This window comes from Variovorax beijingensis (assembly GCF_007828835.1).
GTDB lineage: Bacteria > Pseudomonadota > Gammaproteobacteria > Burkholderiales > Burkholderiaceae_C > Variovorax > Variovorax beijingensis_A.
Map to the genome: position 1 here is coordinate 1 of NZ_VIVL01000024.1, position 22508 is coordinate 22508.

Below are 22508 nucleotides of genomic sequence, written 5' to 3' on the forward strand. Positions count from 1 at the left end.
GCTAAAAAGCTCTCGACGACCTTGAGCTTGAACTCCGCTTCGTACTTCTTCATGAAACCCCTTGAAGTTCGTCCAACTTCTGGGGTCAGTTCAGATCCGGGGCGATTCATAGGTGAGATCCACGTCACGCCTAGGCAGGACAAAAGTACCAGGCACTTCAGGATCGTCCCGGGACCTATCGATAGAGAAGTAAGGACATTCCTTCCATGTGCTCGCCTCGTTGGCGCGATCTAATTTGCGAACAAAAAGGAATACAGGGTCGAGATCGGCACACGCCGGCTTTCCGGCGTCCACCAAGGAAGCACATGACCACGATTACCGGCTCCAACGGCGACGACCTTCTCACCGGCACGGCCGGCAACGACACCATCAACAGCGGCAACGGGGACGACTGCGTCAGCGGCGGAGCCGGGAGCGATTCATTGAATGGCGGCGCGGGGGACGACACGCTCGATGGAGGCAGCGGCAGTGATCAGCTCAACGGAGGATCGGGGAACGACACCCTGATCTACAACGTCAGCGAAAACATCGCGGCGGGCACCAAAGACGTGTACACCGGTGGGGCGGGTGTTGACACTCTCCAGCTCCAGTTCACGCAGGCGCAGTGGCTGGAAGCCGCCACTCAGACGCAGATCGCCGCCTACCTGGCCCATCTTGCGGCAGTGACCAATGCCAGGACCGGCGAGGTTTCCAATGGTTCGGCCAGTGATTTCGTTTTCAGCTTCGGTTCGTCCACACTGACCGTCCAGATGACCGAAGTACTGAAAATCCTTGTGGATGGGGTCGAGGTGAATCCGGCCAACGAAGCGGTGAATGCGCGGGGCGATACAGGCGCAACGACCGAAGATGGCCCGGGGATCCAGATCCATGTGCTGCAGAACGATCTGGTTCCAGACCTGGTCAAGAACTTGACGCTGGCCTCGGCTCCGGCCCATGGGACAGCGACGCTCGTTCAGCCGGCGATGGGCGATCCATCGACCTGGTATTTCCAGTACCAGCCCCACACAGCCGATTTCCAGCACCTGGCAGCGGGCGAGAGCGCAACCGACACCTTCAGCTACCAGGTGAAGGACGCCGATGGTGGAACGGGACTGGCCACGGTGACCGTCACCATCACCGGCACCAACGATGGTCCCGTGATTACAGCCCAGGACTTGGCGGGAGCGGTGAGCGAGCAGGTCGCGCCGGCTGGCGCACTAAGCGACAGCGGCGTCATCGGCTTCAGCGACCTGGACCTGAGCGACGTGCACTTGGTGAGCGCCACCGGCACGCCGCTCGGCAGCGTGCTGGGCAGCCTGACAGTGGTCAAGAACGGCGACACCACCGGGACTGGCACGGGCGGCCAGCTCACCTGGACCTACACCGTGGACGCCACGGCCGTCGAGTACCTGGCCGCGGGCGAGACTCGGGTCGAGAGCTTCACCATCAGCGTGAACGACCAGCACGGTGGCACCGTCATCCGGCAGATCGACGTGACCATCACCGGCACCAACGACGCGCCGACGATCACCACGACCGATGCCGCTGCGGCGGTGACCGAGGATGCGGCGATGCCGACCCTGAGCGACAGCGGCACGATCACTTTCGACGACGTGGACCTGAGCGATGCGCACAGCGTGAGCGTAGCAGCCGGTTCAGGCAACACGCTGGGCGGGGTCTTGACGGCCGGCGTCAGCGACGCCGCCACGGGCGCGGGCGACGGCACGGTGACATGGAGCTACAGCGTCGCCAACGCAGCCACGCAGTATCTGGCCCAGGGCCAGACGGTGACGGAGACCTTCACCGTCACCATCGGTGATGGCCACGGAGGCACGGTTCAGCAGCAGATCACCGTGACGGTGACCGGGACCAACGACCTGCCGGTGATCGGCGGAGTGGCCGGCAGGGCGGTGAGCGAGGACGGCTCGACGCCGAACCTGAGCACCAGCGGTGCCTTGACGATCGCCGATGTGGACCAGGGCCAGTCGAACTTTGCGGCTCAGGCTCACACTGCCGGCAGCAATGGCCACGGCAGCTTCACGCTGGCGGCCGATGGCAGCTGGACCTACGCCGCCGACAACGGCCAAGCGGCGATCCAGCAACTGAGCGCGGGCCAGTCAATCAGCGACAGCTTCACCGCGGTGTCCTCCGACGGGACCGCCAGCCAGGTGGTGACAGTGACCATCACTGGCACCAATGACGTGCCGATCATCGGCGGCGTCGCCAGCGGCGCTACGCAAGAAGATTTTGCGGTGTCCGGTGGCGGCCTCGCAGCCAGCGGCGCACTGACGATCACCGATGTGGATGCAGGACAATCCAGCTTCACAGTCCAAGCCAGCACCGCCGGCAGCAACGGCTACGGCAGCTTCACGCTGACGGCCGACGGCAAGTGGACCTACATCGCTGACAACAGCCAGGCGGCGATCCAGCAGTTGGGCGCGGGTCAATCGATCAACGATAGCTTCACCGCCGTGTCCTCCGACGGTACGGCCAGCCAACTCGTGACCGTGACCATCACGGGGACCAACGACGTTCCGACGATTGGCGGTGTCGCGATCGGTGCGGTGAACGAGGATGGCTCGGCGCCGAACCTGAGCGCGAATGGTGCGCTGACGATCGCCGATGTGGATGCGGGCCAGTCGAACTTTGCAGCTCAGGCTCACACTGCCGGCAGCAACGGCCACGGCAGCTTCACGCTCGCGGCCGACGGCGGCTGGAGCTACACGGCCGACAACAGCCAGAGTGCGATCCAGCAGCTGGGCGCGGGTCAGTCGGTCACTGACAGCTTCACTGCCGTCTCGTCTGACGGCACGGCCAGCCAGCTGGTGACGGTGACAATCACTGGCACCAATGACGTTCCATTGATTGCTGGTGTCGCCACCGGTGCGGTGAGCGAGGATTCCTCGGCGCCGAACTTGAGCACCGGCGGTGCACTGACGATCGCCGATGTCGACCAGGGCCAGTCGAACTTCGCGCCCCAAGCGAGCACCACTGGTGGCAGCGGCTACGGCAGCTTCACCCTGGCAGCTGACGGCACGTGGACCTATGCGGCCGACAACAACCAAAGCGCGATCCAGCAGCTGGGCGCGGATCAGTCGATCACCGACAGCTTCACCGCCGTGTCCTCCGACGGAACGGCCAGCCAGCTGGTGACGGTGACGATCACCGGCACCAACGACGTTCCGGTGATTGGTGGCGTCGCCAGCGGCGCGGCGTCCGAGGATGCCTCGACGCCGAACCTGAGCACCGGCGGTGCGCTGACGATTGCCGATGTGGATGCGGGCCAGTCCAGCTTTACAGCCCAGGTGAGCACCGCCGGCAGCCACGGCTATGGCAGTTTCACACTCGCGGCGAATGGCGACTGGACCTACGCGGCCAACAATGGCCAAGCGGCGATCCAACAGCTTGGCGCAGGTCAAACGCTCAGCGACAGCTTCACTGCAGTCTCGTCCGATGGAACGGCCAGTCGAGTGGTGACCGTGACGATCACCGGCACCAACGACGTACCGACGATCGGTGGTGTGGCCAGCGCTACGGTGCAAGAAGATGTTGCGGTGTCCGGCGGCAGTCTCGCGGCCAGCGGCGCGCTGACGATTGCCGATGTGGATGCGGGCCAGTCGAATTTCATGCCGCAGGCGAGCACCGGCGGCAGCAACGGCTACGGCAGCTTCGCATTGGCAGCCGACGGCAACTGGACCTACACGGTCAACAACAGCCAGACGGCGATACAGCAGCTGGCCGCAGGTCAACTGCTCAGCGACAGCTTCACTGCAGTCTCGTCCGACGGGACCGCCAGCCGGGTTGTGACCGTGACCATCGCCGGCACTAACGATGCACCCGTTCTGAGTGCTGCCGCGACACCCGCCCTGGCGTCGGTCAACGAGGATGCCGGCGCGCCGGTCGGGGCCGTCGGGACGCTCGTATCGAGCCTGGTGAATCTGAACCCGCCGGCCGGCGGCCTCGACAACGTGGCCGATGCGGACAACGGCGCCATCACCGGCATCGCGTTGTCGGGGGTGAATGCCTCCAACGGAAGCTGGTGGTATTCCACCAATGGCGGCGCCAGCTGGGCAGCAGTGGGTGCGGTGTCGGACGCATCCGCGCTGCTGTTGGCCGCGGACGCGAACACGCGCGTCTACTTCCAGGCGAATTCGAATTTCAATGGAACAGTCGGCGATGGCATCACCTTCCACGCCTGGGACCAGACGAGCGGCACGGCGGGCACCACGGCCATCGCCGTGACGAATGGAGGCAGTTCCGCGTTCTCGAGTGCCACCGACACGGCGAGCATCACCGTCAACGCGGTGAACGACGACCCGGTCGCCGCGACCGACAGGGTCATCGTATCCAGCAGCACGCTGGTCACGCTGTCGGCGAGTTCGCTGCTCGGCAACGACACCGACATCGACGGTCTTGCCTTGACGATCACAAGCGTCAGCGGTGCGGTCGGGATTTCAGGCCTGACCCTCGATGCCACCAACGGCACGATCAGCTTCACCAGCGGCACCGCGGCCGGCAGTTTCCAGTACACCGTGTCGGACGGGGCCGGCGGCACTGCCACGGCAACGGCGACGATCGACGTCATGGCCGTGTCCAACGGCAACGCCGCCGACACGATCGATCTCGGCGCGGCCGGCACCTACCAGGCCTCGTTCATCGATGGCCGCGGCGGCGCCGACAACCTGACCGGCGGTGCGGCCGGCGACGTCTTCATCGGAGGAAGCGGCAACGGGGCCGACACGCTGCTTGGTTCTTCCGGCAACGACCTCCTGATCGGCGGCGACGGCAACGACACCCTGTCGGGCGGCGCCGGCAACGATGTGCTGCGAGGCGGCCTGGGCAGCAACGACTCGATGGATGGCGGCGCCGGCAACGAGGACCTGCTCGACTTCTCGGACGGGACCGTGGCGATCAATTTCACGCTGGTCCAGAGTGCCGCATCGACCAGCATCGTCAACGGCACCGGCGGACTCGGCAACAACGACACCTACCAGAACATCGAAGGCGTGATCGGAACGGGCCTGGCCGACACCCTCACCGGCAGCGCCTCGAACGACATCATCCGCGGCGGCGCCGGCAACGACACGCTCGATGGGGCAGGGGGCACCGGTGACCTGCTCGACTTCTCCGACGGCACGGCCGGGCTCACGTTCACGCTGACGCAAAGCAGCAGCACGACGAGCTTCAATGCCAGCGCCGCCGGGCTCGGCACCGACAGCTACAGGAACTTCGAGGGCGTCATCGGCACGGCCTTCGCCGACACGATCACCGGTTCGGCGTCGAACGACCAATTGCGCGGCGGCGGCGGCAACGACGTGATCAACGGCCTTGCGGGCGACGACCGCATCGTCAGTGGGGCCGGCGCCGACATACTCACCGGCGGCGCGGACAACGACACCTTCGTTTTCGACTCGGCACCCAACGCAGTGGATTCAGTCACCGACTTCGATGCGTCGGGATCGGCGGCCAGCGGCGACCTGATCGAGCTGTCGCGCGGCACGTTCACTACCCTCACGACTGCAAGCGGAAGCACGCTGTCGGCGGCCGAGTTCGCGTCCTTGAACGGCGGTGGCGCGGGAGATGTGGTGGGGGCGGGCGTGCACGTGATCTACGACAGCGCGACGGGCAACCTGTATTACGACGCCGACGGCCTGGGCGCCGCCAACCGCACGCTGGTGGCGACGTTGACGCTGAGCAACCCGGCCGACACCTTCGACAGCAACGACATGCGGATCGGCCTCTGACACCCGGAAGAATCCGCTCGACGCCATGAAGCCTCTTCTCCAGCTTCTCCGGCGACCGCTACTTTTTGTCGCGGGCTTCTCGTTCTTCGTGAACCTGCTGCTGCTCGCTCCCGCGCTCTTCATGCTGCAGGTGTTCGACCGCGTGCTGACGAGCCAAAGCCGGGAGACGCTGCTGGTGCTGCTGCTTGGCGTGGCGGTGGCGCTCGGCCTGATGCTGATGCTGGATTACCTGCGCAGCCGGCTGCAGGGTGTCGCGGGCAACTTGATCGCCGAGCAGCTGTCGCCGACGGTGGCCAAGGTAATGCTGGCCAGATCGGCGCACCGTGCCGAGCGTGTGCCGTCCGAAGGGCTGCGCGACGTCGCGGCGCTGCGCAACCTGTTCTCGGCCCAGGGGCTGCTGGCGCTGTTCGATGCGCCCTGGGCATTCGTCTACGTCGCCGTCATCTGGCTGGCACATCCCCTGCTGGGCATGGCGGCCGCGGGTGCATCGTTGCTGATGCTCCTCCTTGCCGTGGTGAACGACCGCGCCACGCGCCGCGACATCGAAGCGTTGCAGAAGGAAGCCGCCAGGGCCACGCGCTACCTCGAATCCTCGATGCAGAACGCCGAAGTGGCGCAGTCGCTCGGCATGGGCGACGCGCTGGTCGGGCGCTGGCGGAATCTCAACGCCAGGGTGGGCGCGCTGCAGGGTCCGACCGCACGCAAGTCGGTAGCGATCGCGGCGCTGACGCGCACCACGCGTCAGGCGGTGCAGGTCCTGCTGCAGGCGCTCGGCGCCTACCTCGTCATCACCGGCGAAGGCACGCCGGGCATCCTGGTGGCCTGCACCATCCTGCTGGGCCGGGCGCTGGCGCCGGTGGAGCAGGTGGTGGGCAGCTGGCGCGTGCTGGCCGAGGGACGTCTTGCCTTCGCGCGCCTGTCCGAACTGCTGGGCGCTGCCGAGCGCCAGCCGCAACGCATGACGCTGCCGGCACCGACCGGCCGGCTGCACGCACAGGGCTTGGTGTACCGGCCGCCGCAGAGCGAACGGACGATCCTGGCCGGCATATCGCTGAGCCTGGAAGCCGGCGAATCGCTGGCCATCCTCGGCCCCAGCGGAGCCGGCAAATCGACCCTGGTGCGCCTGCTCACCGGCCTATGGACGCCCAACGCCGGCGTCGTGCGGCTCGACCACGTCGATCTGGCGCAATGGCCCCGCGAGCAGCTCGGGCCCTGGCTCGGCTATGTGCCGCAGGACGTCGAACTGTTTGCCGGCACCGTCGCCGAGAACATTGCGCGGCTGGGCGAGGTTGACTCGGAACAGGTGGTGCGTGCGGCGCAGCGTGCCGGCGTGCATGAGCTGATCCTGGCGCTGGAGCAGGGCTACGACACGGTGATCGACGCCAGGGGTGCGATGCTGTCGCCGGGGCAGCGCCAGCGCATTGCGCTGGCACGGGCGCTGTACGGCGACCCGAAGTTGCTGGTGCTGGATGAACCCAATTCCAATCTCGATGGTGCGGGTGAACTGGCGCTCGGGGAGGCGCTGAGGGCTCTGAACGGGCAAGTCACGGTGGTGGTGGTCACGCACCGCAGCACGCTGGTGCAGCACATGGACAAGATGCTGGTGCTGGACGCCGGCCGGGTGCAGCAATACGGCACGGTGGCGGAGGTCATGCAGGCGATGAAACGGCCGGGCCAGAACACGGGCGGCGGGCAGGTCGTGGCGATGCCGCGCACGGGCCCTCTTCCTGCGCCCGCTGCGCCCGCCGCGCCCACCGCACCGCTGGAGAAGGTCTCATGAACGGCTCGATGCACGTGCTCGCAGCCAATGATCCGCTGGCGCCCCACGTTCGCGAGGCGCGCCGCCTGGCCGATTGGGGCTTGACCGTGATCGTCGCCGGGTTGCTGCCGCTGGCCGCCTGGATGAGCTTCGCGCCGCTGTCCTCCGCCGTGGTGGCACAGGCGTATGTGAAGGTGGACCTGAACCGGCGCCCGGTACAACATGCCGAAGGCGGCATCGTGCGCGAGGTGCTTGTGCGCGACGGCCAGCATGTGCGGCAGGGGGAGCCTTTGCTGGTGCTGGGCGATGTCTCGGTCGATGCCGACAGGAACCGGTTGGACCACCGCGTCAAGACCGAGCGCGCCAGCCTCGCGCGGCTCGACGCGGAGCAGACCATGGCGCGCGCGATCACCTTTCCGCCCGACGTGATCGAGACCGCGGCAAGCGATCCGCGCCTGGCCGAGCAGATGGCCAAGGAACGCTCGCTGTTCGATGCTCGGCGCGATGCGCTGGTGGGGCAGACCGCGTTGCTGCGCTCGCAGCGCGAGAAGGTGGCCGAGGAAATCGTCGCGCTGCGCGCGCAGATCATGCAGGCGGGCGAGTCGATGAAGTTCCAGAAGGGCGATCTGGAAACCAACCGCAAGCTGCTCAAGGACGGCTTCATCTCGTCCGCGCGCATCGCGCAACTCGAAGGCACCGTGGCCGACTACGGCGTGAAGATCGAGGAGCGGCGTGCGGAACTGGCACGCGCCCAGCAGCGCACGGTCGATGCCGATCTACGCATGCGCTCGCTGGAGAACGACTACCGCCAACAGGCGAGTGACCAGCTCAAAGTCACGGCCGCGCGGCTGGCCGAGATCGAGCAGGAGCGGCGCAAGTCGGCCGACGCCTCGGCGCGCCAGGTGATCGTGGCGCCAGCCAGCGGCGAGATCATCGACCTGAAGTATTCGACGCCCGGCGCGGTGATCCCGCCTCGCGAGACCATTGCCGACGTGGTGCCGGACGACACCCGCCTGGTGACCGATGCACGCGTCCGCCCCGAGGACATCGGCCGGATTCAGCGCGGGCAGTCGGCTGAGATCCGCTTTACGGCATTCAAGTACCGGACCACGCAACTGGTGCGCGGCAAGGTGGTCTATGTGTCGGGCGACCGCCTGATCGACCGTGCGACCAACGCTCCCTACTACTCGGTGCTGGTCGAGGCCGATCCGGCTTCGCTCGCGACGGCGGGAGACTTGAAGCTGCTCGCCGGCATGCCCGCCGAGATCTACCTGCTGGGAGGCGAACGCACCGCGCTCCAGTACCTGGTGGAGCCGGTCACCCAGGTGCTGCACCGCGCTGCACGCGAGCGTTGATGCCCCGGCCCCATGGTGTGGCGCTGCCGATGAACAGGTCCCAAATGCGGGCATTCGACGTTCGCGCCTCGTGCACGGCCGCTACCACGATCTTCGACGACGGTCCGTTGTCCCCGGGCTCGCCGCTTCGGCGGCCGTCATTGCCTTGGCCGTATCGGCCGACATGTCGCCCGCGGCGGATTCGAAGGATCGGCTTTGAGTTCGCAGCGTGCTTTCTCAGACACGCACGGCGCCAGCATGGGTTGCAACCTGCCAGCATCTTGGTGGTCCGCAGGCTTGAATGTTGCTTAGGCTACAGAGCCGTTGGCTGGCGTCCGACAGGCTCGCCAAGACATCGGGATACTGTTCGTCCTCCATCGAAGGAGTTTTGCGAACAAGAAGGTCGGGACGAACCATAGCAACCAGAAAACGCATCGGATGAGGAAGCCGTCATGCCCATATTCTTCTTGCTCAGCCTTCGCGATGTCCAACTTCCCAAGACTGTAACGAGACCTGAGGACGTGCTGCATGTTTCGGTTCTCAAGGCGACAGGCCTTCTTGAAGCAGAGATAGCTCCAGCACTGGACCTATCCGGTAAGTACAAAGTGGCTCCGATGGCCATCGTCACGGCTATCACTCCGGAAGGAGTCGCAGAAATCGACAGGATGCTCAGTGAATCGCGGCGAAACGGCAGAACGATGCAGATGGTTCGGAATCGAAAGAGGAGTTCTGCGTGAATTGACCGCCAGGTCTGATGGCCTGGGCCTTCATCCAAAAACGCATGGCGCCAGCCCCAGCATGCCGCGCAGTTTGGTGCTCTCGCCGGCGAACCACCAGGTCGGAACATAGGAGAGGGTGCCCGTGCTGCTCATCGATCCGTTGCGCACGTCCGCCATCGCCGCGTCATAGCCCGAGCCGGTTCCGTTGATGAAGGGCGCCGTGACCGGACTCGGGTCGGCCGCTGTCGGCTCAGGCGTGTAGCGCAGATCCACGCTCACCAGCGACGTGAATGATGTCGTCGCAAAGCAGGTTGCGAAAACGAACATCGCGAATCGCTGTGCCTCGGGTCCAGAAGCTGGACCGGGGGGAACAATGCGGCATTTCTATTCGGGCCAAACGCGACATTACTATTTGAGGCCTGCATCTTAGATATACAATGTATCTTATGTTAAATCATGAATGAGCGGCTTGCCTGGAGGTTCCGTTTGAGTTGGCCGACACCCGCGGGAACAATACTTTCCGGACAGGTTGAGCAATAAGTTCAGGACAAACTAACCATAACTGCCGGACAGGCGCGAAAACTTGTGCAATATGTTCAGGACGCGCGCCGCCGGCTCGCCACGTCCCGTACAGCCCGCGCGGAACAATACTTTCCGGACAGGTTGAACAACAAGTTGCAGACACACCAAGCACGACTGCCGGACAGGCAGGACGCGCGCGGTCGGCTCGCCGCCTCCCGTACAACTGAATGCCCATGCGATCAGGTGTGCTGCCGGCCCCACGAGCAACGTGCGGTTCACCACTAGGGCTGATCTCCCGAGGTCTTCGACTGCAAACGATCGTGCGCGACGGCCACACTTTCGTTATCGAGCGATGGCTAGATCGGCGATGACATGCGATCTGAGCGGAGCGATTCGAGTTCGTTGCGCAGTTCCATGAGCGCCGCACGGCTGTCGCGAAGCGCGCTTCGCTCCGATTCGAGTGCTTTCGCGAAGTCTTCCTCGCCACGCACGCGCGCTTCCTGCTCCTTGAGCAGGTTCGCAAGCGCTTCACTCGCTGCCGAGCGCCAGTGGTTGATGTCATGAAGGAGGCGTAATTGGAGCTCGGCCGCATGCATCTTGGCTTCGCGGGTAGCGGCTTCCCAATCGGACTTTTGGATTGTCCAAGCACGCCGCAGCCCCTCTTGTGCGGCCTGCGCTTCAATCAGTTGGTGTTTCAGAAGCACTGCCTGGTGCTCCTTCTGGTGGCGCGATCGCACGGCATCTTCGAGTTGGCCCTGCACCGCACGCAACGACTCGTGCGCCGAAGCGAGCTTGTTTGTAAGGACGTCTCGCGTCTCGGCGAATGTGGACTGCTGCAATTCGAACTGGACGCGCTTCGTCTCGAAGCGTGCCGTCCGCTCCTCGTCTTCAGCGCGAGCGGCGGCCTCCCGAGCTTCGAATGCAAGACGCGCTTCGGCGTACGCCACCTCCCAGATCTTGCGCGCAAAGGTGTCGACCACCGGCGGCACGCTGCCCTCGGGCCGCGCCTTTGAAAAGCGCTGCCCCGTCTCGGAGCCTGAGCCGTCGGTTTGTATCGCCACCACCCGCGGGCCCAGAGTGGCAAACCAGCGCTTGAGCATCGGACTCACCGTGTTCGGCGAGCCCCCACCGAGGTGCGCGCGCACGCGTTCGATGGTCGGGCGCTGCCCGGCGGCGACCAACGCATCCGCAGCGGCCCAGACTTCCGTTTCCCGTACGCCCTGCGGTCCACGTCGCCAGTTGCCAGCACGCAGCGCGATACCCGGATCGGAATCGATGGGATCGCTCGAAGTTCCGGCCTCGCTTGACAGCGGCATGTCTGTCCTCACGTGTTCAGCCGGATGCAATGTGCTCGATGCCTGCGGACTCGGGTCCGAGGCAGCGCTCTGTGCGCCCGGCGAGACTGTTTTCAGGTCGCTCGTGTCTTTTTCTGGTGTCACCCAAACCTCCGCTATTGAGAACTCATTCCACAAGGAAGAATTATCAGCAGCGCATGGCACCGGTTGGGGACAAGAACTACGAGACGCGCGCGGTGGACTGAGTCTGCCTTTCCTTTAACATAATCAAACTTGTATCGCGAACAACTGTGGGAGCAAAGTTGTAATGTCGCATTCCAGCAAAGTTGAAATGTCGCAAAGTTGGCTGCCCCGAGCTCCGAGGCATGGCCATGGCGACACCTGCTGCGACGATCACTATGACGATGCGCGAAGCCGATCGGCTCAAGACTATTCAGGCGGTGGTCGACCGGATGCTGCGGGTTGGCCAGGCCGCGCAGCGGCTGGGCCTGAGTCGACGGCAACTCGAGCGTCTGGTCCAGCGGTACAAGGACGAAGGTGTTGCCGGGCGGGTCTCGCGCAAGCGAGGTCGGCCCAGCAACCGTCAACTGGCGCCAGGCGTCGCCGAGCGTGCCACTGCGCTGATCCGGGATCGGTATGCTGATTTCGGGCCAACGCTTGCATGCGAGAAGCGTCGGGAGTGCCATGGGCTTCCACTGGCCAAGGAGACCGTCAGGGTGCTGATGATGGCGGCCGGTTTGTGGACACCCCGCAAACAACGCGCGGCCAAGATCCACCAGCCGCGCAACCGTCGGGCATGCGTCGGCGAGCTCATCCAGATCGACGACAGCGATCACAAGTGGTTCGAGCAGCTTGATGTCCGCTGCACACTGCTGATGTTCCCGTCCAGTGTCATGCAGTGGTTTCGCCGTCACGAGAAATACGAGATGGAGCACTGGTCGATTCCACGACCTGCGTAAGACGGCACGGACGGACTTTTCGACGCTCACGGAGCCACACGTTGCCGAGATCATGCTTGGGCACAGGCTCCCGGGACATGGCAGGTTTACGACCAGTACGACTATCTTGCCGAACAAGCGAAGGCACTGAACGGATGGATCGCTCGGCTTCAAAAGCTGAGGGAGAAGACAGTCGCCTGAGGTTGCCGCGTCAGACCGCAACTGCCGGAGGAGTGGGACCGCTCTTCTCGTCCAGAACGAACTTGACCAGCTGCTCCAGCCTGAAAAGCGCACTGACTTTTCCGTGCAACTGGTTCATCACCAACGCTCTCGCATTCTCGGTCGTCAGCGACTTCTCGATCTGCGCCCATGCGGCGGCCTTTTCTGCATCGGTGTGATATTGGACGCCGTTCAGCCATAGTCGAAGAATCGAATCGTCGAAAAGCTTCTGATCCCCTATCGTCACCTGCATGTACGACGCGAGCTCGCCCCGGTCAAAGATGAAGCGGATGGCCTTGAGATGCTTCGAGAGATTTTTGTTTTTGAAGCGCCGTCCGAGGAGTCCGCTAGCGTTTTCGTAGGATGCGGCTTCGTTTGCCAGGAGCACCGGGCGCAAAACGTGAAGTAGCTCGTGCAGCTCGGCGTTCGAATATGGCTTGCCGGTCAAGGCCATGCCTGCCGAAGTCCAGCTCAGTCCCGTCATTGGCGACAGGCCGTTTTGGAGCAGGGCTGTCTCCCGCAGGCGGTCCAGCGACGCGCAATATTGCTGGAGCAGGGCCAAGTCGGCGTCATCAAACGATGCAGTGATCGTCTCGCCCTCAGGATCTTCCTGTGCTGCTATCCGCAGCGCGACGTTCTTCATCTCGTCCTCCTCCGTGTTGCTGGAATGCTGGTTGGATGGGCGATAAGCAGTGCTCGGTTCAACAACGGTGAATACACATTTAACACTCGAATAAGCATAAAGATGGTATCGGGCTGACTGGGTCGGAGGGGCCGCCCCGAGTTTCTGACGTACGCTCAATGGTGGGACGCTGTCCTTCGAGGCAGACTCCGAGGCGCCACGCCCATGTCGCGCCGTTGGCACAGGTGGCAGGTGAACGGCAGCAGAACGCGCGCTCAGTTGACCGCGGGTATGCCCATCGCGTTAAGGGTCGGAGTCGTCATCGTACCGGTCTGCTCCAAGCCTTTTAGATCCTGAAAGTACTTCAGCCCGGTAAAGGTTTCTTCGTTCATTGCACCGCTTATCTGTCCGTCGTAGAGCCCGAGACTCTTGAGTTTGATCTGCACCCGCATCACCTGCAACCGGAGCTTTTCCGCGCGCGTCAATTCGTCGCCTGCGGTTGCCGTCACACCAGCCGAACCGTAGCCGGCCTGGTTCGGGCGCGCTGTACCGGAAGGACTCGCCAATTGGTTTGAAGTGGAGCCCGGTGGTGGTGCATAGCGAGGTGCCGGCGCTGCGGCAGGAGGTGAATACAGCGGCGCCGGAGTGGGGCTTGGCGGCACATAGACGGGAGCCCTGTAACTGGAACTCCCGCCACCCGCACCTGAATAGTGTGAACTGTGGCTTGAATGCGATCGGTGGCTGGAATGGGAGCGATGGCCCGCGAAAAGGTTGTCCATATCCCGATTCAAAGGACGCAAGGGTACGGCGGCGGTGCCATCGAGTGGCTCCGCTCCCGCCTGGGGACCGGGGATGGCCGACATGCTCTTGGTCGTCAGCAGCGGAAGACCGGCAACGAACAGCGAAAGATTGCGGATGAACTTGCTCATGCGAGGACCTCGTTTGCCTCTATGGGTCTCAAGGGCGCCGGCTTCCAACCTTTCTCATGCCATGCGAACAGTCCCGAGCAGTCCTTCCTCGCTATACAGCTCTCGCACTCGGCAGCGTAGACGTTCTTCCAGTCGGAGATGCTCTGGCGAGCCAATGACCGCAATGGGTGCGGCAGCACACAAAGCGGCATGTTCATCAACAAATGGGGGATGGCATGCCGCTGCAGCACGCGCACGGCGTGTTCCAGCACATCACCCCACTCGGCCAGGTTGACTTCGCACAATTCGCGATTGGCCAGTGCGAACCCGATCGGCTCACATCCCATCAAGGCCACTTCGCGCACGAAGGGAAGATTACGGCCGACGAAGCCCACCAGTTCGGGCAGCACCTGAAGCACAGGCCCGATCAGCACCACCCGAAGCTGGACCTCCTGCCCGTGTGCCTGCAACGCGAGCAGTCCTGCCAGCGTCTCGTCAAACGCGCCGTGTGCCTGCACCACGAAGTCGTGCACAAAGTCGGCATGGCCGTACAGTGGCACCAGCCAACGCACCGGCTGGGCCAGTCCTGCCAGGATCTGCTCACTGATCCGCGCATTGGCGAAGAGTCGACCATTGGTCAGCACCTCGACGCGCGTTGTCGGGTGGTGCTGGGCAATCGCCTCGAGGACACGCCGAAGCCCGAGGCCCAGCAACAGAGGCTCGCCACCAGTCAAACCCAGTACGTCCGGCGATCGCCGCAGATGGCGCAGCGCCGCGATCGCCTCTTCCACGAGCCAGCTATCGTCCGTGGACGTCGGAGGCTGCGAGCACATCAGACAATAGCTGTTGCAGCGATTGGTCATGAAAAGCGCGTGGTGCGTATCCGACTCGCGCAGCAAAACGACGACCTCACCCTTGGTCGCATGAGGCACCACCACATCGCCCTCCTCGAGGGCTGCGCCCCGAATCCAGGCGAGATTGGCAAGGCCGGCTTCCTGCAGGCGTTCGACCCCACCCTGTTCCTCATCGGACTGCACCGTCACGACAAACTGCAAGTCAGGCGTCCACTCGGCAGCGATGTGTGGATAGCCGACCACCCGATGCGCACACGTTGCGCATCCGGGCTGCACGATCGCCTTGAGTTTGCGCATCAGCCTGGTCCTCCAGCCGCAACAGGTTGAGCCCATCGGTGGAACAGGTCCAGTTGGTCCTCATCCGCTGCGCGTAGCGCCGAGAACATGGCGTCGAACAGTCCCATGTGGCGCCGGCAGTGCTCGGTTTCGTGAACCGGCGCGAAGGGTGTGCCGAACTGTGCCTGCGCGTCGACCGGATTGGGCGCGCAGAACAGGCTATAGGGGCAATCGCGGCAAGGGTCAATGTCTTCGACCGCGCTGGCCCGGGCAAGGTCGCGCCGAACGGGTGATGCCATCAGAGCGCCGAGCGGCGCTCCGATGCGCCCCATCCGCAGCGACGTATCGCCAGTTTCCGCCAGCATCCGGGCCTCGTCGCTGGGATAGACATGGCCATCGTAGTTGTAGACAAGCACGCTCGCGCCGGCACCGGTGGGGCTTTGAAGATCCACATAGCCGGCATCAAAGGGCGAAAGGATCTTGTTCAGCAGAATCGAGGCGTAGACCTCGCGGATCTCTACCCCTTGTCGGTTCCAGTGCAGCACGCGCTGCAGGGCTCGCTGGTGGAAGCTGAAGAACTCCGCCACGGAGTAGCTCAGCAAGGCCTGGTTGCGCTTGGCGAACCCGTAGCCGCTGAGCGGCCGCAGGAAGATCTCCCGAAACCCGAGGCGCACATACTCGTCGACGATCACATCGGGAAAAGCCAAGGATGCCTTGGTGGTGGTCATCAGCGCCGCCACGGCAGCATGTCCCAGCCATTCCCGCGCCAGTTCAATGCCGGCCAGCGTGCGCTCGTAGGCATTGCGTCCGGGAATCGGTCGGTTGCGGTTGTGCAATTCCCGCGGCCCGTCAATGCTGGTGGAAAGGTACACGCCATGCGCCTTGAAGAACGCACACATCGGCTCGTCCAGTTGGTGCAGCGTGGACGCGACCACGAAACGGATGCGTCTGCCCTGCGATGCATTGCGTGCCTGGATGCGCAAGATGGCACGCTCAACCAGATCGAACCGAAGCAGCGGGTCGCCGCCTTGGAACTCCACCGTCAGCGCCGGTGCGGCGCTTTCGAAAATCGTGTCACACGCGGCATCCAGATCGGCCAGCGACATGGTATGCCCTTCATCATGAAGCGCGCGACTAACCTGGCAGTACTGGCAGGAGTGTGCGCACTGAAGCGTTGGGACGATGATGTGCAGCGCCGGGCCGGTCGACACCGTCTCGCGCTTGGCAGCAATTCGGGAAGCAATCAGCCGGCGAATGCCGATCGACGGGTTTTCATCGCCCAGAAGAAAGCGGGCGCGAAGATCGGCTTGCCGGCGCAGCGACAAGGTGGCCGGTGCGTGGCAGAACTGCTCGAACTCTTCCGGGGAGAAGAACGCGTGGTCGCCGCTTTGCGCCGTTGCCAACACGAAGCCATCGGCCAGAGTGCGGCTGCGGAAGGGTCGTACCTGTGGCGGGTATCCCATGGCGCTATGTACTCAAGCAGGGGCTAAGCGAAGTGGTCATGACTGTCGCCTTAGACCGGCCTCGTTCCCCCACAGCTCGGGTATGTGGAGCATCCCCAGAAGCTATTGCCTACCGAAGACCCGCGTCGAGCAATGCGGCGCACCATCGAACCGGTACACAGAGGACATGAGGGTGTGTCGGACAGGGGGGCTGCATCTGAGGCCAGAGGACGGGCCCGGTGCGTGCCTTCGGATCGCCGCGCCGTTCGGCCATCGCGAATCAGTTCCAGCAGCGCCTGTCCGTCGATGAGCTGGATGTTCCTTCCGCTGGCGAAGGTCACCGCCTCCTGCGTAAATCGTCCTGATGTGACGACAAAACCGCCGGTAGCTCCCCCGGCGGCCATGACACCATACAACTCCCGCACCACGGTCACGCCAACCTTGAATGCCTTCCACTGCTTGCATTGGACGAAGAACCTCTCGCCGCCCTTCCCCAGCACGAGATCGATCCCGCCGTCGGCACCGCCGCCTCCTGTCTCCGAGACGGTATAGCCTTGCCGTCGGAAGCCTTCGCCGACGAGAAGTTCGAACTGCCGCCAGGTCATTTCCTCTAGAGCATCGGCTGCCTTGCTCTTGGTGGCCGAGTCTACTAGGGCTCGGCGCGAGCGCCTGTGAAGCGCCGACGCCAGCGCACCGATCGCGCAGATGAAAGGCAGGATGAACTGGCCAGCGTACGCGAGACCACGCCAGAGGCTGCTGGTGACCAATTGACCCACATCCTGGCGTGCGCCGGATAACACCAACGGCGCGGACGCCACCGCGTGCAGGATGAAGTAGCTCAGCAATGCCAAGCTTATGCCGGCCCACCAAGGCAACAGCGCGACCAAGTCCATCAGATCCTCGGCGGTGCTCGCCCTGCTGCGTCGTGCCATGGCCCATGCTCCTCGTTGGCCGGCGCTTTTGCGCCATGGGAAACATTTTGCAATACATTTGCTGCTTGCTGTCAAGAGCCCGCTGAATTAGTAGCGGATCATGGATTCCAGAGGGCTGCTCTAGACGTCTCGAAGTCACTCGCGTTCGCCGCCCGAGCGACCGCTGCAATCGATAGCGGCCATCAGACTGGAAGTCGCTCGCATGACCGCATTGCATCCACTATTAGGTACTTCAAGAATTGTGATCGCCGATTCGTTTCTGAACGGCCGCCCCGGCTCTGGCCTGAGGTGGCGCCCTAAGGAATCTCTAAAACTTCTCCCACGGCAAACCAGCCGCTCTCGTGCCGCGCAAATTTCAGCGCTGCGGGCGGGTTCTCAGCCCATAAAACAAGTGCCAGCGATTCACGGGCCCGGCTACAGGTAACGTATAGCAGTCGCAGGCTTCGGTCGATCGTCGTCTCTTTGCCGGCCTGGACGTTGTCCAAATCACGCTCTCCCAATTCAGTCGCGCCAAATAGCTTGTCATACGAGATTTGGTTGCCGCCGGACTGCTCGTCGTCCATGACCACCATGACGTGCGTGAACTCCGACCCCTTCACCACCTGGTGCGTGGCGAGTTCGGAGTTTCCGGCCAGGTAGCGCCGGTACCGCTCCAGTTCAGCCCATGGAGCCTTGAACAACGCGCACCATCCCCTTCGCCGTCGTACGTCGTCCGTCTCGGTTTCCCTGCGCGGAATCGGCGCAGCGGGCGGTGGGGTCTGGTCGGCGAAATGCAGCAGCAGCCGAGCGTCCACTTTGAACATTTGCGCCTTGATAATGGGCGCGACGACCTCGGCGACGGTAGCGTCTGGTTTGACACACGCCGCGCCAAACGCCGCGAGGGCCTCATGCATTTCCTCTGTCCGCGCGATACGCTGACCGGCATCAGCCGGGAGTTGATCAAGGCAGCCAGCGCGTCTGAGCACCTCTGTGGCCGTAAAGTCGTTGACGGACCCGTCTGCAGCCACGCAGGCCGCGACCTGTGCGAGATCTTGAAGCACCAGCCGAGCGACTGAAAGCCCTGTGTTCTCACCCCTGCCTGTAGGTGCGGCGGCGTTCGGATCGATGAGCGTCATTGCCGTGTAAACATTCAAGAAGTCGCCGCGCGCCGCAACCAGTTTGTGCTCCAGTGCGAGCGATTGATAGCCTGCAGGCGTCGCCCACGCATCGCTCTGGGCCGCCTGCCGCATCTGTGATGCAACCCAGGCTTCCTTCTGACGCTTTTCGGGTGTCGACAGAGAGGTATGTCCGATGAACAAGCGCACCGTGCCCCCGGTCTTCTCAGTGCGGTGATGCTGTTCAACGCCTGAGGCGGGTTGTATGCGACCAGTCAGCTTCGCCGCCCAAATCTTGTTGATGAGCTGAACAACTCGCTGCTGGCTGCGGTGGTTCATTTTCAGCTCCGGCTTGGCCCAGCCGGGAGGCACGAGGCCGGGCAAGTCGGAATGCCCGTCCATGTAGATGCGCTGACGGTGGTCCCCAAGGAGGCCAAGCGTGAGGCCGCTGCCCCTAGGCTCCGCCAGTTTCATTAACGCGTCCAGCACCGACTTCATTGTGTCCTGGGACTCGTCGATCAGGATGATGGGGTGGCGGTCTTGCAGGATAGTTCGCAGCGTCGGCCGGTTCAACAGCAGCCAAGCCGTGGCGTCGAGCACTTGGCCGTGCTGCATGGCACCTTCACCGTACGTGTCCTTGTCGGGGTGGTACATGAACGTCGAAACGCCCTTCAGGGCTTCCATCTCCGCTTCGATCTCGCTGAATTTCCTCCGGTCTGTATCACTGATGCCCCTCACCTTGGCGGCCGCCTTGGCTTTGGCGTCTGCGAGCTGCACCGCCTTGTCTGCAATGAGCGACTCGCGGATGTCCTCGTCAAAGCCGCAGATCAGTTCCCAGCAAAAAGAGTGGATGGTCGAGACGGCGACCAGGTCGTTGGTACCCAGCCGGCCACTGATGACCGCAACGGCGTTCTTCGTATACGTGACGACGCGGACCGACCGACCGTAGAGGCGCAGGCGGTTGGCTAGCCTTCCACCGCTCTCGTGCGGCACGATGCCGGTCAGCCGGCGTAGCACTTCGACCAGCGTGCGTGTTTTGCCCGAGCCGGCTCCCGCGAAGAGGAAGAAGCTCCGCGGCGGCTGCTCCGTCAGGTACCCACAGATTTCCTCAACGACACCAGCGTCGCGGTCGTTGCCTCCATGGACCTCGGCGCCGGTCATGGCGTCACGCTCTCGGCGGGATCTAGTTCATCCTGCAGCCAAGCGAGAGCGTCGGCGATGTACTTCGGGCACGTGACGTCCTCACCGGCAGCGACGCGCTCGAAAATGCTGGCCGCAAAATCGCCCTTGCTGAACGAATCGCGCATCAGCGCGTGCAGGGCCTTCAGTAGATCAACGTGGGTAGCAGCGCCTGCCACGATCTCGGCCGCTTCGGCCAGTGCGCCGTTTGGTGGCTTGACCTTCTTTTCCTTGTCTTCGTTCTCTGCCTTGTGTTGGCCGCCGGCCTTGGCCGCCTCGGCCTCTTCAGCCAACTTGTTCAGCTCCTTGAACCAATCGATATTGGTCAGGATCAATGAGTCCTCGAAGGTCGTCGGCCATTGGTTGCCCGCCTCGGCGACCGGCAGCTGCCATGCGAACCGCACCTTGCAGTCTGGAGCACCGGTCCAGATGAGCTGGGCTGGCGTTGGCGTCTTGAAGTCGTCCACGCTTTGCAGTTTGGGATGCCATTCGCGCAGCGTCGCGTTGCCACACCTGAGGCCAGCCTGGCCTGTATTCGCCGTGGCCATCCAGCGCATCTTGCCTTTGGGGCCGGCCTTCTTTTCAGTCGGATCGAGGTCGGTGATGACGACGGTGGGAATCCGGAGCTTCTCAACCAATGGCCTCAGCCGATGGGCGTGGCTACCGCCGATGTCCAGGAAGGAAACGTAGCGGCTGTTCAATCTCTCATACTTCAGCTCCATGAACAGCGGCACCAGCATGCGCTCTGCGACGCCTTCTACGAACAGCGCAGCGTTGGCGAACAAAAGATCGGTGTGCTGCACGCGGAAATAGCGTTCCGCGAATTGACGTGTCTCGTCGTCGTCGCCGAACACCTCGCCAAGGTCGACGACTTCGGTGCTTGGCGTCGCATGGGTCGCCGAGGGCGAGATCCGCCGCACGTACCGCAGCCGGTCAAAGTCCTCGGCGTGCGCGAGATGGCTGGAATGCGTGCTGATCAGCAACTGGCTTTTCAGCGCGCTGGCATCCTTGTCGGTCGGGCTGATGAGCTTGTGTGCCTTGTCCGGAAAGATTCGTTGAACCTGAACGTGCAAGTGGGCCTCAGGTTCCTCAATCATGACGAGGTGGACTGGCGGCGGCGAGCCTCTCTCGGGGTTCATGCGTGCGGTCTTGAACGACACGAGTTGGTAGCTCAGCGACTGCAGGTTTTGGTAACCCAGGCCGATCGAGAACTCCGGCAACATGTCTTCGGCGGTTCCGCCTTTCATGCTGTACTGCACGGCGGTGCCGTGGTCGAGTAGGTCGGCGGTGTGGATGCGCGTCCTGAACCGGATTTCCTGGGGATCGTGCAGGCCGGGATAGCCGAGCAGCTTCACCTCGGCCACCGAGTCTGCCAAGGCATCGTGGATCTTCTGGTCCAAGTCCTTCTGCGCATTGGCGACGGCCTGGATGAGGTCGGCGCGTTGTCCGTGCCCGGTGACGGCAACGTTGAGGTGCTGGCGCGCGAACTTCAGGAGCTGGCTCGAGAATAGGCCGACGGGATGTGAAGACGATGTGGACTTGGAGTTGGCCTCTTCCGAGCCGAGGCCTCGCTGGGCGGCCACGAAGTCGACGCGGATCATCTTGGCCAGATGCTTGCGGTCAGCTGGCAGTGCGCCAGCCGTCAGGACCTGGGTCTGATAGGTCTTGATCCCCTGGATGGGATTGTTGGCGGCATCAAGGCCGTACGGCCTGACCTGTCCCAGCTTCCTGGGCTCACGCAGCCAATAGTCGAGCAGGTCGATCGGCCAAGCGAGCGTATCGCTGGTCATGCCCTTCACGGGCTCGCGCGCTTGGTTGTAAGCCCAGGCCAGCTCTATGAGCGAAGCGACATCGCTGGCCGGCTCCAGGCGCAGCCGGACCCCAACAGCGCCACCTTTCCAGACCAGCTTGGACAAGAAAGGCTGAACATAGTGGAACATCCCGGCCTCGGCGTCGAACCAGAGATCCAGCGTGGGCATCGCCGTCAACAGCGTCGCGAGCTGGTTTTCCCAGTTATCGCCCTCCTTCTGCCCGGCGGTCGCCGGATCCTCTGTCAACGCTTCCCATTTAACGCCCAGCGCACGCAGCGCGGGCCACTCCGACACGCTGATGTCGAATGCGCCGAACGGGGAGGATTCGGCTAGGAAGTGTCGTAGCGCTGTGAGGATGGCGGTCTTGCCGCTGTTGTTGGCGCCCACAAGAATCGTGGTCTGCGGGTCCAGGTCCAATCGGATCTTGCCCAGACGTCGGAACTTGCAGAGCTCGACATACCGCAGCGTGACGCTTCCAGAAGGTGCTGCTGCTGGTGCAGCTGGTGCGGCTGCCGCTTCTGGTGCCGCTGGTGGCGTTGGTGCTGCTGTCGTGGTCACGATGCTGTGTCTTCCGTTTGTGTGGCCGCGAATGCCGCGGCGTTGATACAAGAGGCACCCATGTCGCCCGGTTGAGTCCCAGCTGTGATGCCAAGCCCCGCCCTTTGCCTTATTGGAATGCAAAGCAGCGGCTGCTGTTGCGGATGCGGCGGGAATTGGCAAGGGGGCAACGCGTCGCTTGATGCGTGTCTGCAACAAGTCGAGCAGCGCTCAAGCGCGTGGAAAGTACGGTAAGCGCACGGTGATCCCGTCTTGAGCTTGGCTCCGGTGTCTATGACGATGGTATCCACCAAGGATTTAGGTGGACACCTATGGAAGACTCC

13 protein-coding genes and 1 pseudogene are annotated in these 22508 nt (G+C 63.5%); 5 read left to right on the plus strand and 9 right to left on the minus strand.

The features are described from left to right. Positions 1-305 precede the first annotated feature (305 nt). The 4 genes from FB547_RS32615 (at position 306) to FB547_RS32630 (ending at position 9553) form a co-directional block, all read left to right on the plus strand. Positions 306-5723 (plus strand): beta strand repeat-containing protein, encoded by a 5418-nt coding sequence (locus FB547_RS32615; RefSeq protein ID WP_186454325.1) that lies wholly within the window; start codon positions 306-308, stop codon positions 5721-5723. Positions 5724-5748: 25 nt separating this feature from the next. Continuing rightward, entirely contained in the window at positions 5749-7503 is a 1755-nt protein-coding gene (locus FB547_RS32620; RefSeq protein ID WP_145747729.1) for a type I secretion system permease/ATPase, read from the plus strand. Next, a complete protein-coding gene (locus FB547_RS32625; protein ID WP_145747730.1) occupies positions 7500-8837 on the plus strand; it encodes an HlyD family type I secretion periplasmic adaptor subunit in 1338 nt (445 codons plus the stop codon). The genes FB547_RS32620 and FB547_RS32625 overlap by 4 nt, the downstream gene beginning before the upstream one ends. A gap of 431 nt (positions 8838-9268) precedes the next feature. Next, entirely contained in the window at positions 9269-9553 is a 285-nt protein-coding gene (locus tag FB547_RS32630) for a hypothetical protein (RefSeq protein WP_145747731.1), read from the plus strand. A 30-nt stretch (positions 9554-9583) separates the two neighbouring features. On the opposite strand, the gene FB547_RS32635 is transcribed toward FB547_RS32630, so the two are convergent. After that, positions 9584-9862: a hypothetical protein gene (locus FB547_RS32635; protein WP_145747732.1), complete on the minus strand. Its 279-nt coding sequence runs from the start codon at positions 9860-9862 to the stop codon at positions 9584-9586. Positions 9863-10413: 551 nt separating this feature from the next. Continuing rightward, positions 10414-11373, minus strand: coding sequence for a DNA-binding protein (locus FB547_RS32640; RefSeq protein ID WP_145747733.1), 960 nt, complete (start codon positions 11371-11373; stop codon positions 10414-10416). Positions 11374-11723: 350 nt separating this feature from the next. On the opposite strand from FB547_RS32640, the pseudogene FB547_RS32645 reads away from it, so the two are divergent. Beyond that, positions 11724-12233, plus strand: a pseudogene (locus FB547_RS32645) (helix-turn-helix domain-containing protein); the annotation flags it as partial. A 268-nt stretch (positions 12234-12501) separates the two neighbouring features. Here FB547_RS32645 and FB547_RS32655 read toward each other — a convergent pair. The 7 genes from FB547_RS32655 to FB547_RS32685 form a co-directional block, all read right to left on the minus strand. Then, on the minus strand, positions 12502-13152 hold the full coding sequence (locus FB547_RS32655; protein ID WP_145747734.1) for a hypothetical protein: 651 nt from the start codon (positions 13150-13152) through the stop codon (positions 12502-12504). Positions 13153-13406: 254 nt separating this feature from the next. After that, a complete protein-coding gene (gene hxsA / locus FB547_RS32660; RefSeq protein ID WP_145747735.1) occupies positions 13407-14060 on the minus strand; it encodes a His-Xaa-Ser repeat protein HxsA in 654 nt (217 codons plus the stop codon). Continuing rightward, positions 14057-15190 carry a His-Xaa-Ser system radical SAM maturase HxsC gene (gene hxsC, locus FB547_RS32665; protein ID WP_145747736.1) on the minus strand — a complete coding sequence of 378 codons (1134 nt, stop codon included), beginning with the start codon at positions 15188-15190 and terminating at the stop codon, positions 14057-14059. Before hxsC ends, hxsA begins: the two co-directional genes overlap by 4 nt. Beyond that, the gene (gene hxsB / locus FB547_RS32670; protein WP_145747737.1) at positions 15190-16632 is read right to left on the minus strand and encodes a His-Xaa-Ser system radical SAM maturase HxsB; all 1443 of its coding nucleotides are present in this window, start codon (positions 16630-16632) and stop codon (positions 15190-15192) included. Before hxsB ends, hxsC begins: the two co-directional genes overlap by 1 nt. A 50-nt stretch (positions 16633-16682) precedes the next feature. Then, positions 16683-17543 carry a restriction endonuclease gene (locus FB547_RS32675; RefSeq protein ID WP_145747738.1) on the minus strand — a complete coding sequence of 287 codons (861 nt, stop codon included), beginning with the start codon at positions 17541-17543 and terminating at the stop codon, positions 16683-16685. 296 nt (positions 17544-17839) lie between these two features. Further along, a complete protein-coding gene (locus FB547_RS32680) occupies positions 17840-19798 on the minus strand; it encodes a UvrD-helicase domain-containing protein (protein ID WP_145747739.1) in 1959 nt (652 codons plus the stop codon). Continuing rightward, on the minus strand, positions 19795-22185 hold the full coding sequence (locus FB547_RS32685; protein WP_261380479.1) for an AAA family ATPase: 2391 nt from the start codon (positions 22183-22185) through the stop codon (positions 19795-19797). Before FB547_RS32685 ends, FB547_RS32680 begins: the two co-directional genes overlap by 4 nt. Positions 22186-22508 lie beyond the last annotated feature (323 nt).

Bases quoted from the DNA above. Each gene is read 5' to 3' on its own strand.
- FB547_RS32630 (WP_145747731.1), top strand. From the start codon at position 9,269: ATGCCCATATTCTTCTTGCTCAGCCTTCGCGATGTCCAACTTCCCAAG.
- hxsB (WP_145747737.1), bottom strand. From the start codon at position 16,632: ATGGGATACCCGCCACAGGTACGACCCTTCCGCAGCCGCACTCTGGCC.
- FB547_RS32625 (WP_145747730.1), top strand. From the start codon at position 7,500: ATGAACGGCTCGATGCACGTGCTCGCAGCCAATGATCCGCTGGCGCCC.
- FB547_RS32615 (WP_186454325.1), top strand. From the start codon at position 306: ATGACCACGATTACCGGCTCCAACGGCGACGACCTTCTCACCGGCACG.
- FB547_RS32635 (WP_145747732.1), bottom strand. From the start codon at position 9,862: ATGTTCGTTTTCGCAACCTGCTTTGCGACGACATCATTCACGTCGCTG.
- FB547_RS32680 (WP_145747739.1), bottom strand. From the start codon at position 19,798: ATGACCGGCGCCGAGGTCCATGGAGGCAACGACCGCGACGCTGGTGTC.
- FB547_RS32620 (WP_145747729.1), top strand. From the start codon at position 5,749: ATGAAGCCTCTTCTCCAGCTTCTCCGGCGACCGCTACTTTTTGTCGCG.
- hxsC (WP_145747736.1), bottom strand. From the start codon at position 15,190: ATGCGCAAACTCAAGGCGATCGTGCAGCCCGGATGCGCAACGTGTGCG.
- FB547_RS32655 (WP_145747734.1), bottom strand. From the start codon at position 13,152: ATGAAGAACGTCGCGCTGCGGATAGCAGCACAGGAAGATCCTGAGGGC.
- FB547_RS32675 (WP_145747738.1), bottom strand. From the start codon at position 17,543: ATGGCACGACGCAGCAGGGCGAGCACCGCCGAGGATCTGATGGACTTG.
- FB547_RS32640 (WP_145747733.1), bottom strand. From the start codon at position 11,373: ATGCCGCTGTCAAGCGAGGCCGGAACTTCGAGCGATCCCATCGATTCC.
- hxsA (WP_145747735.1), bottom strand. From the start codon at position 14,060: ATGAGCAAGTTCATCCGCAATCTTTCGCTGTTCGTTGCCGGTCTTCCG.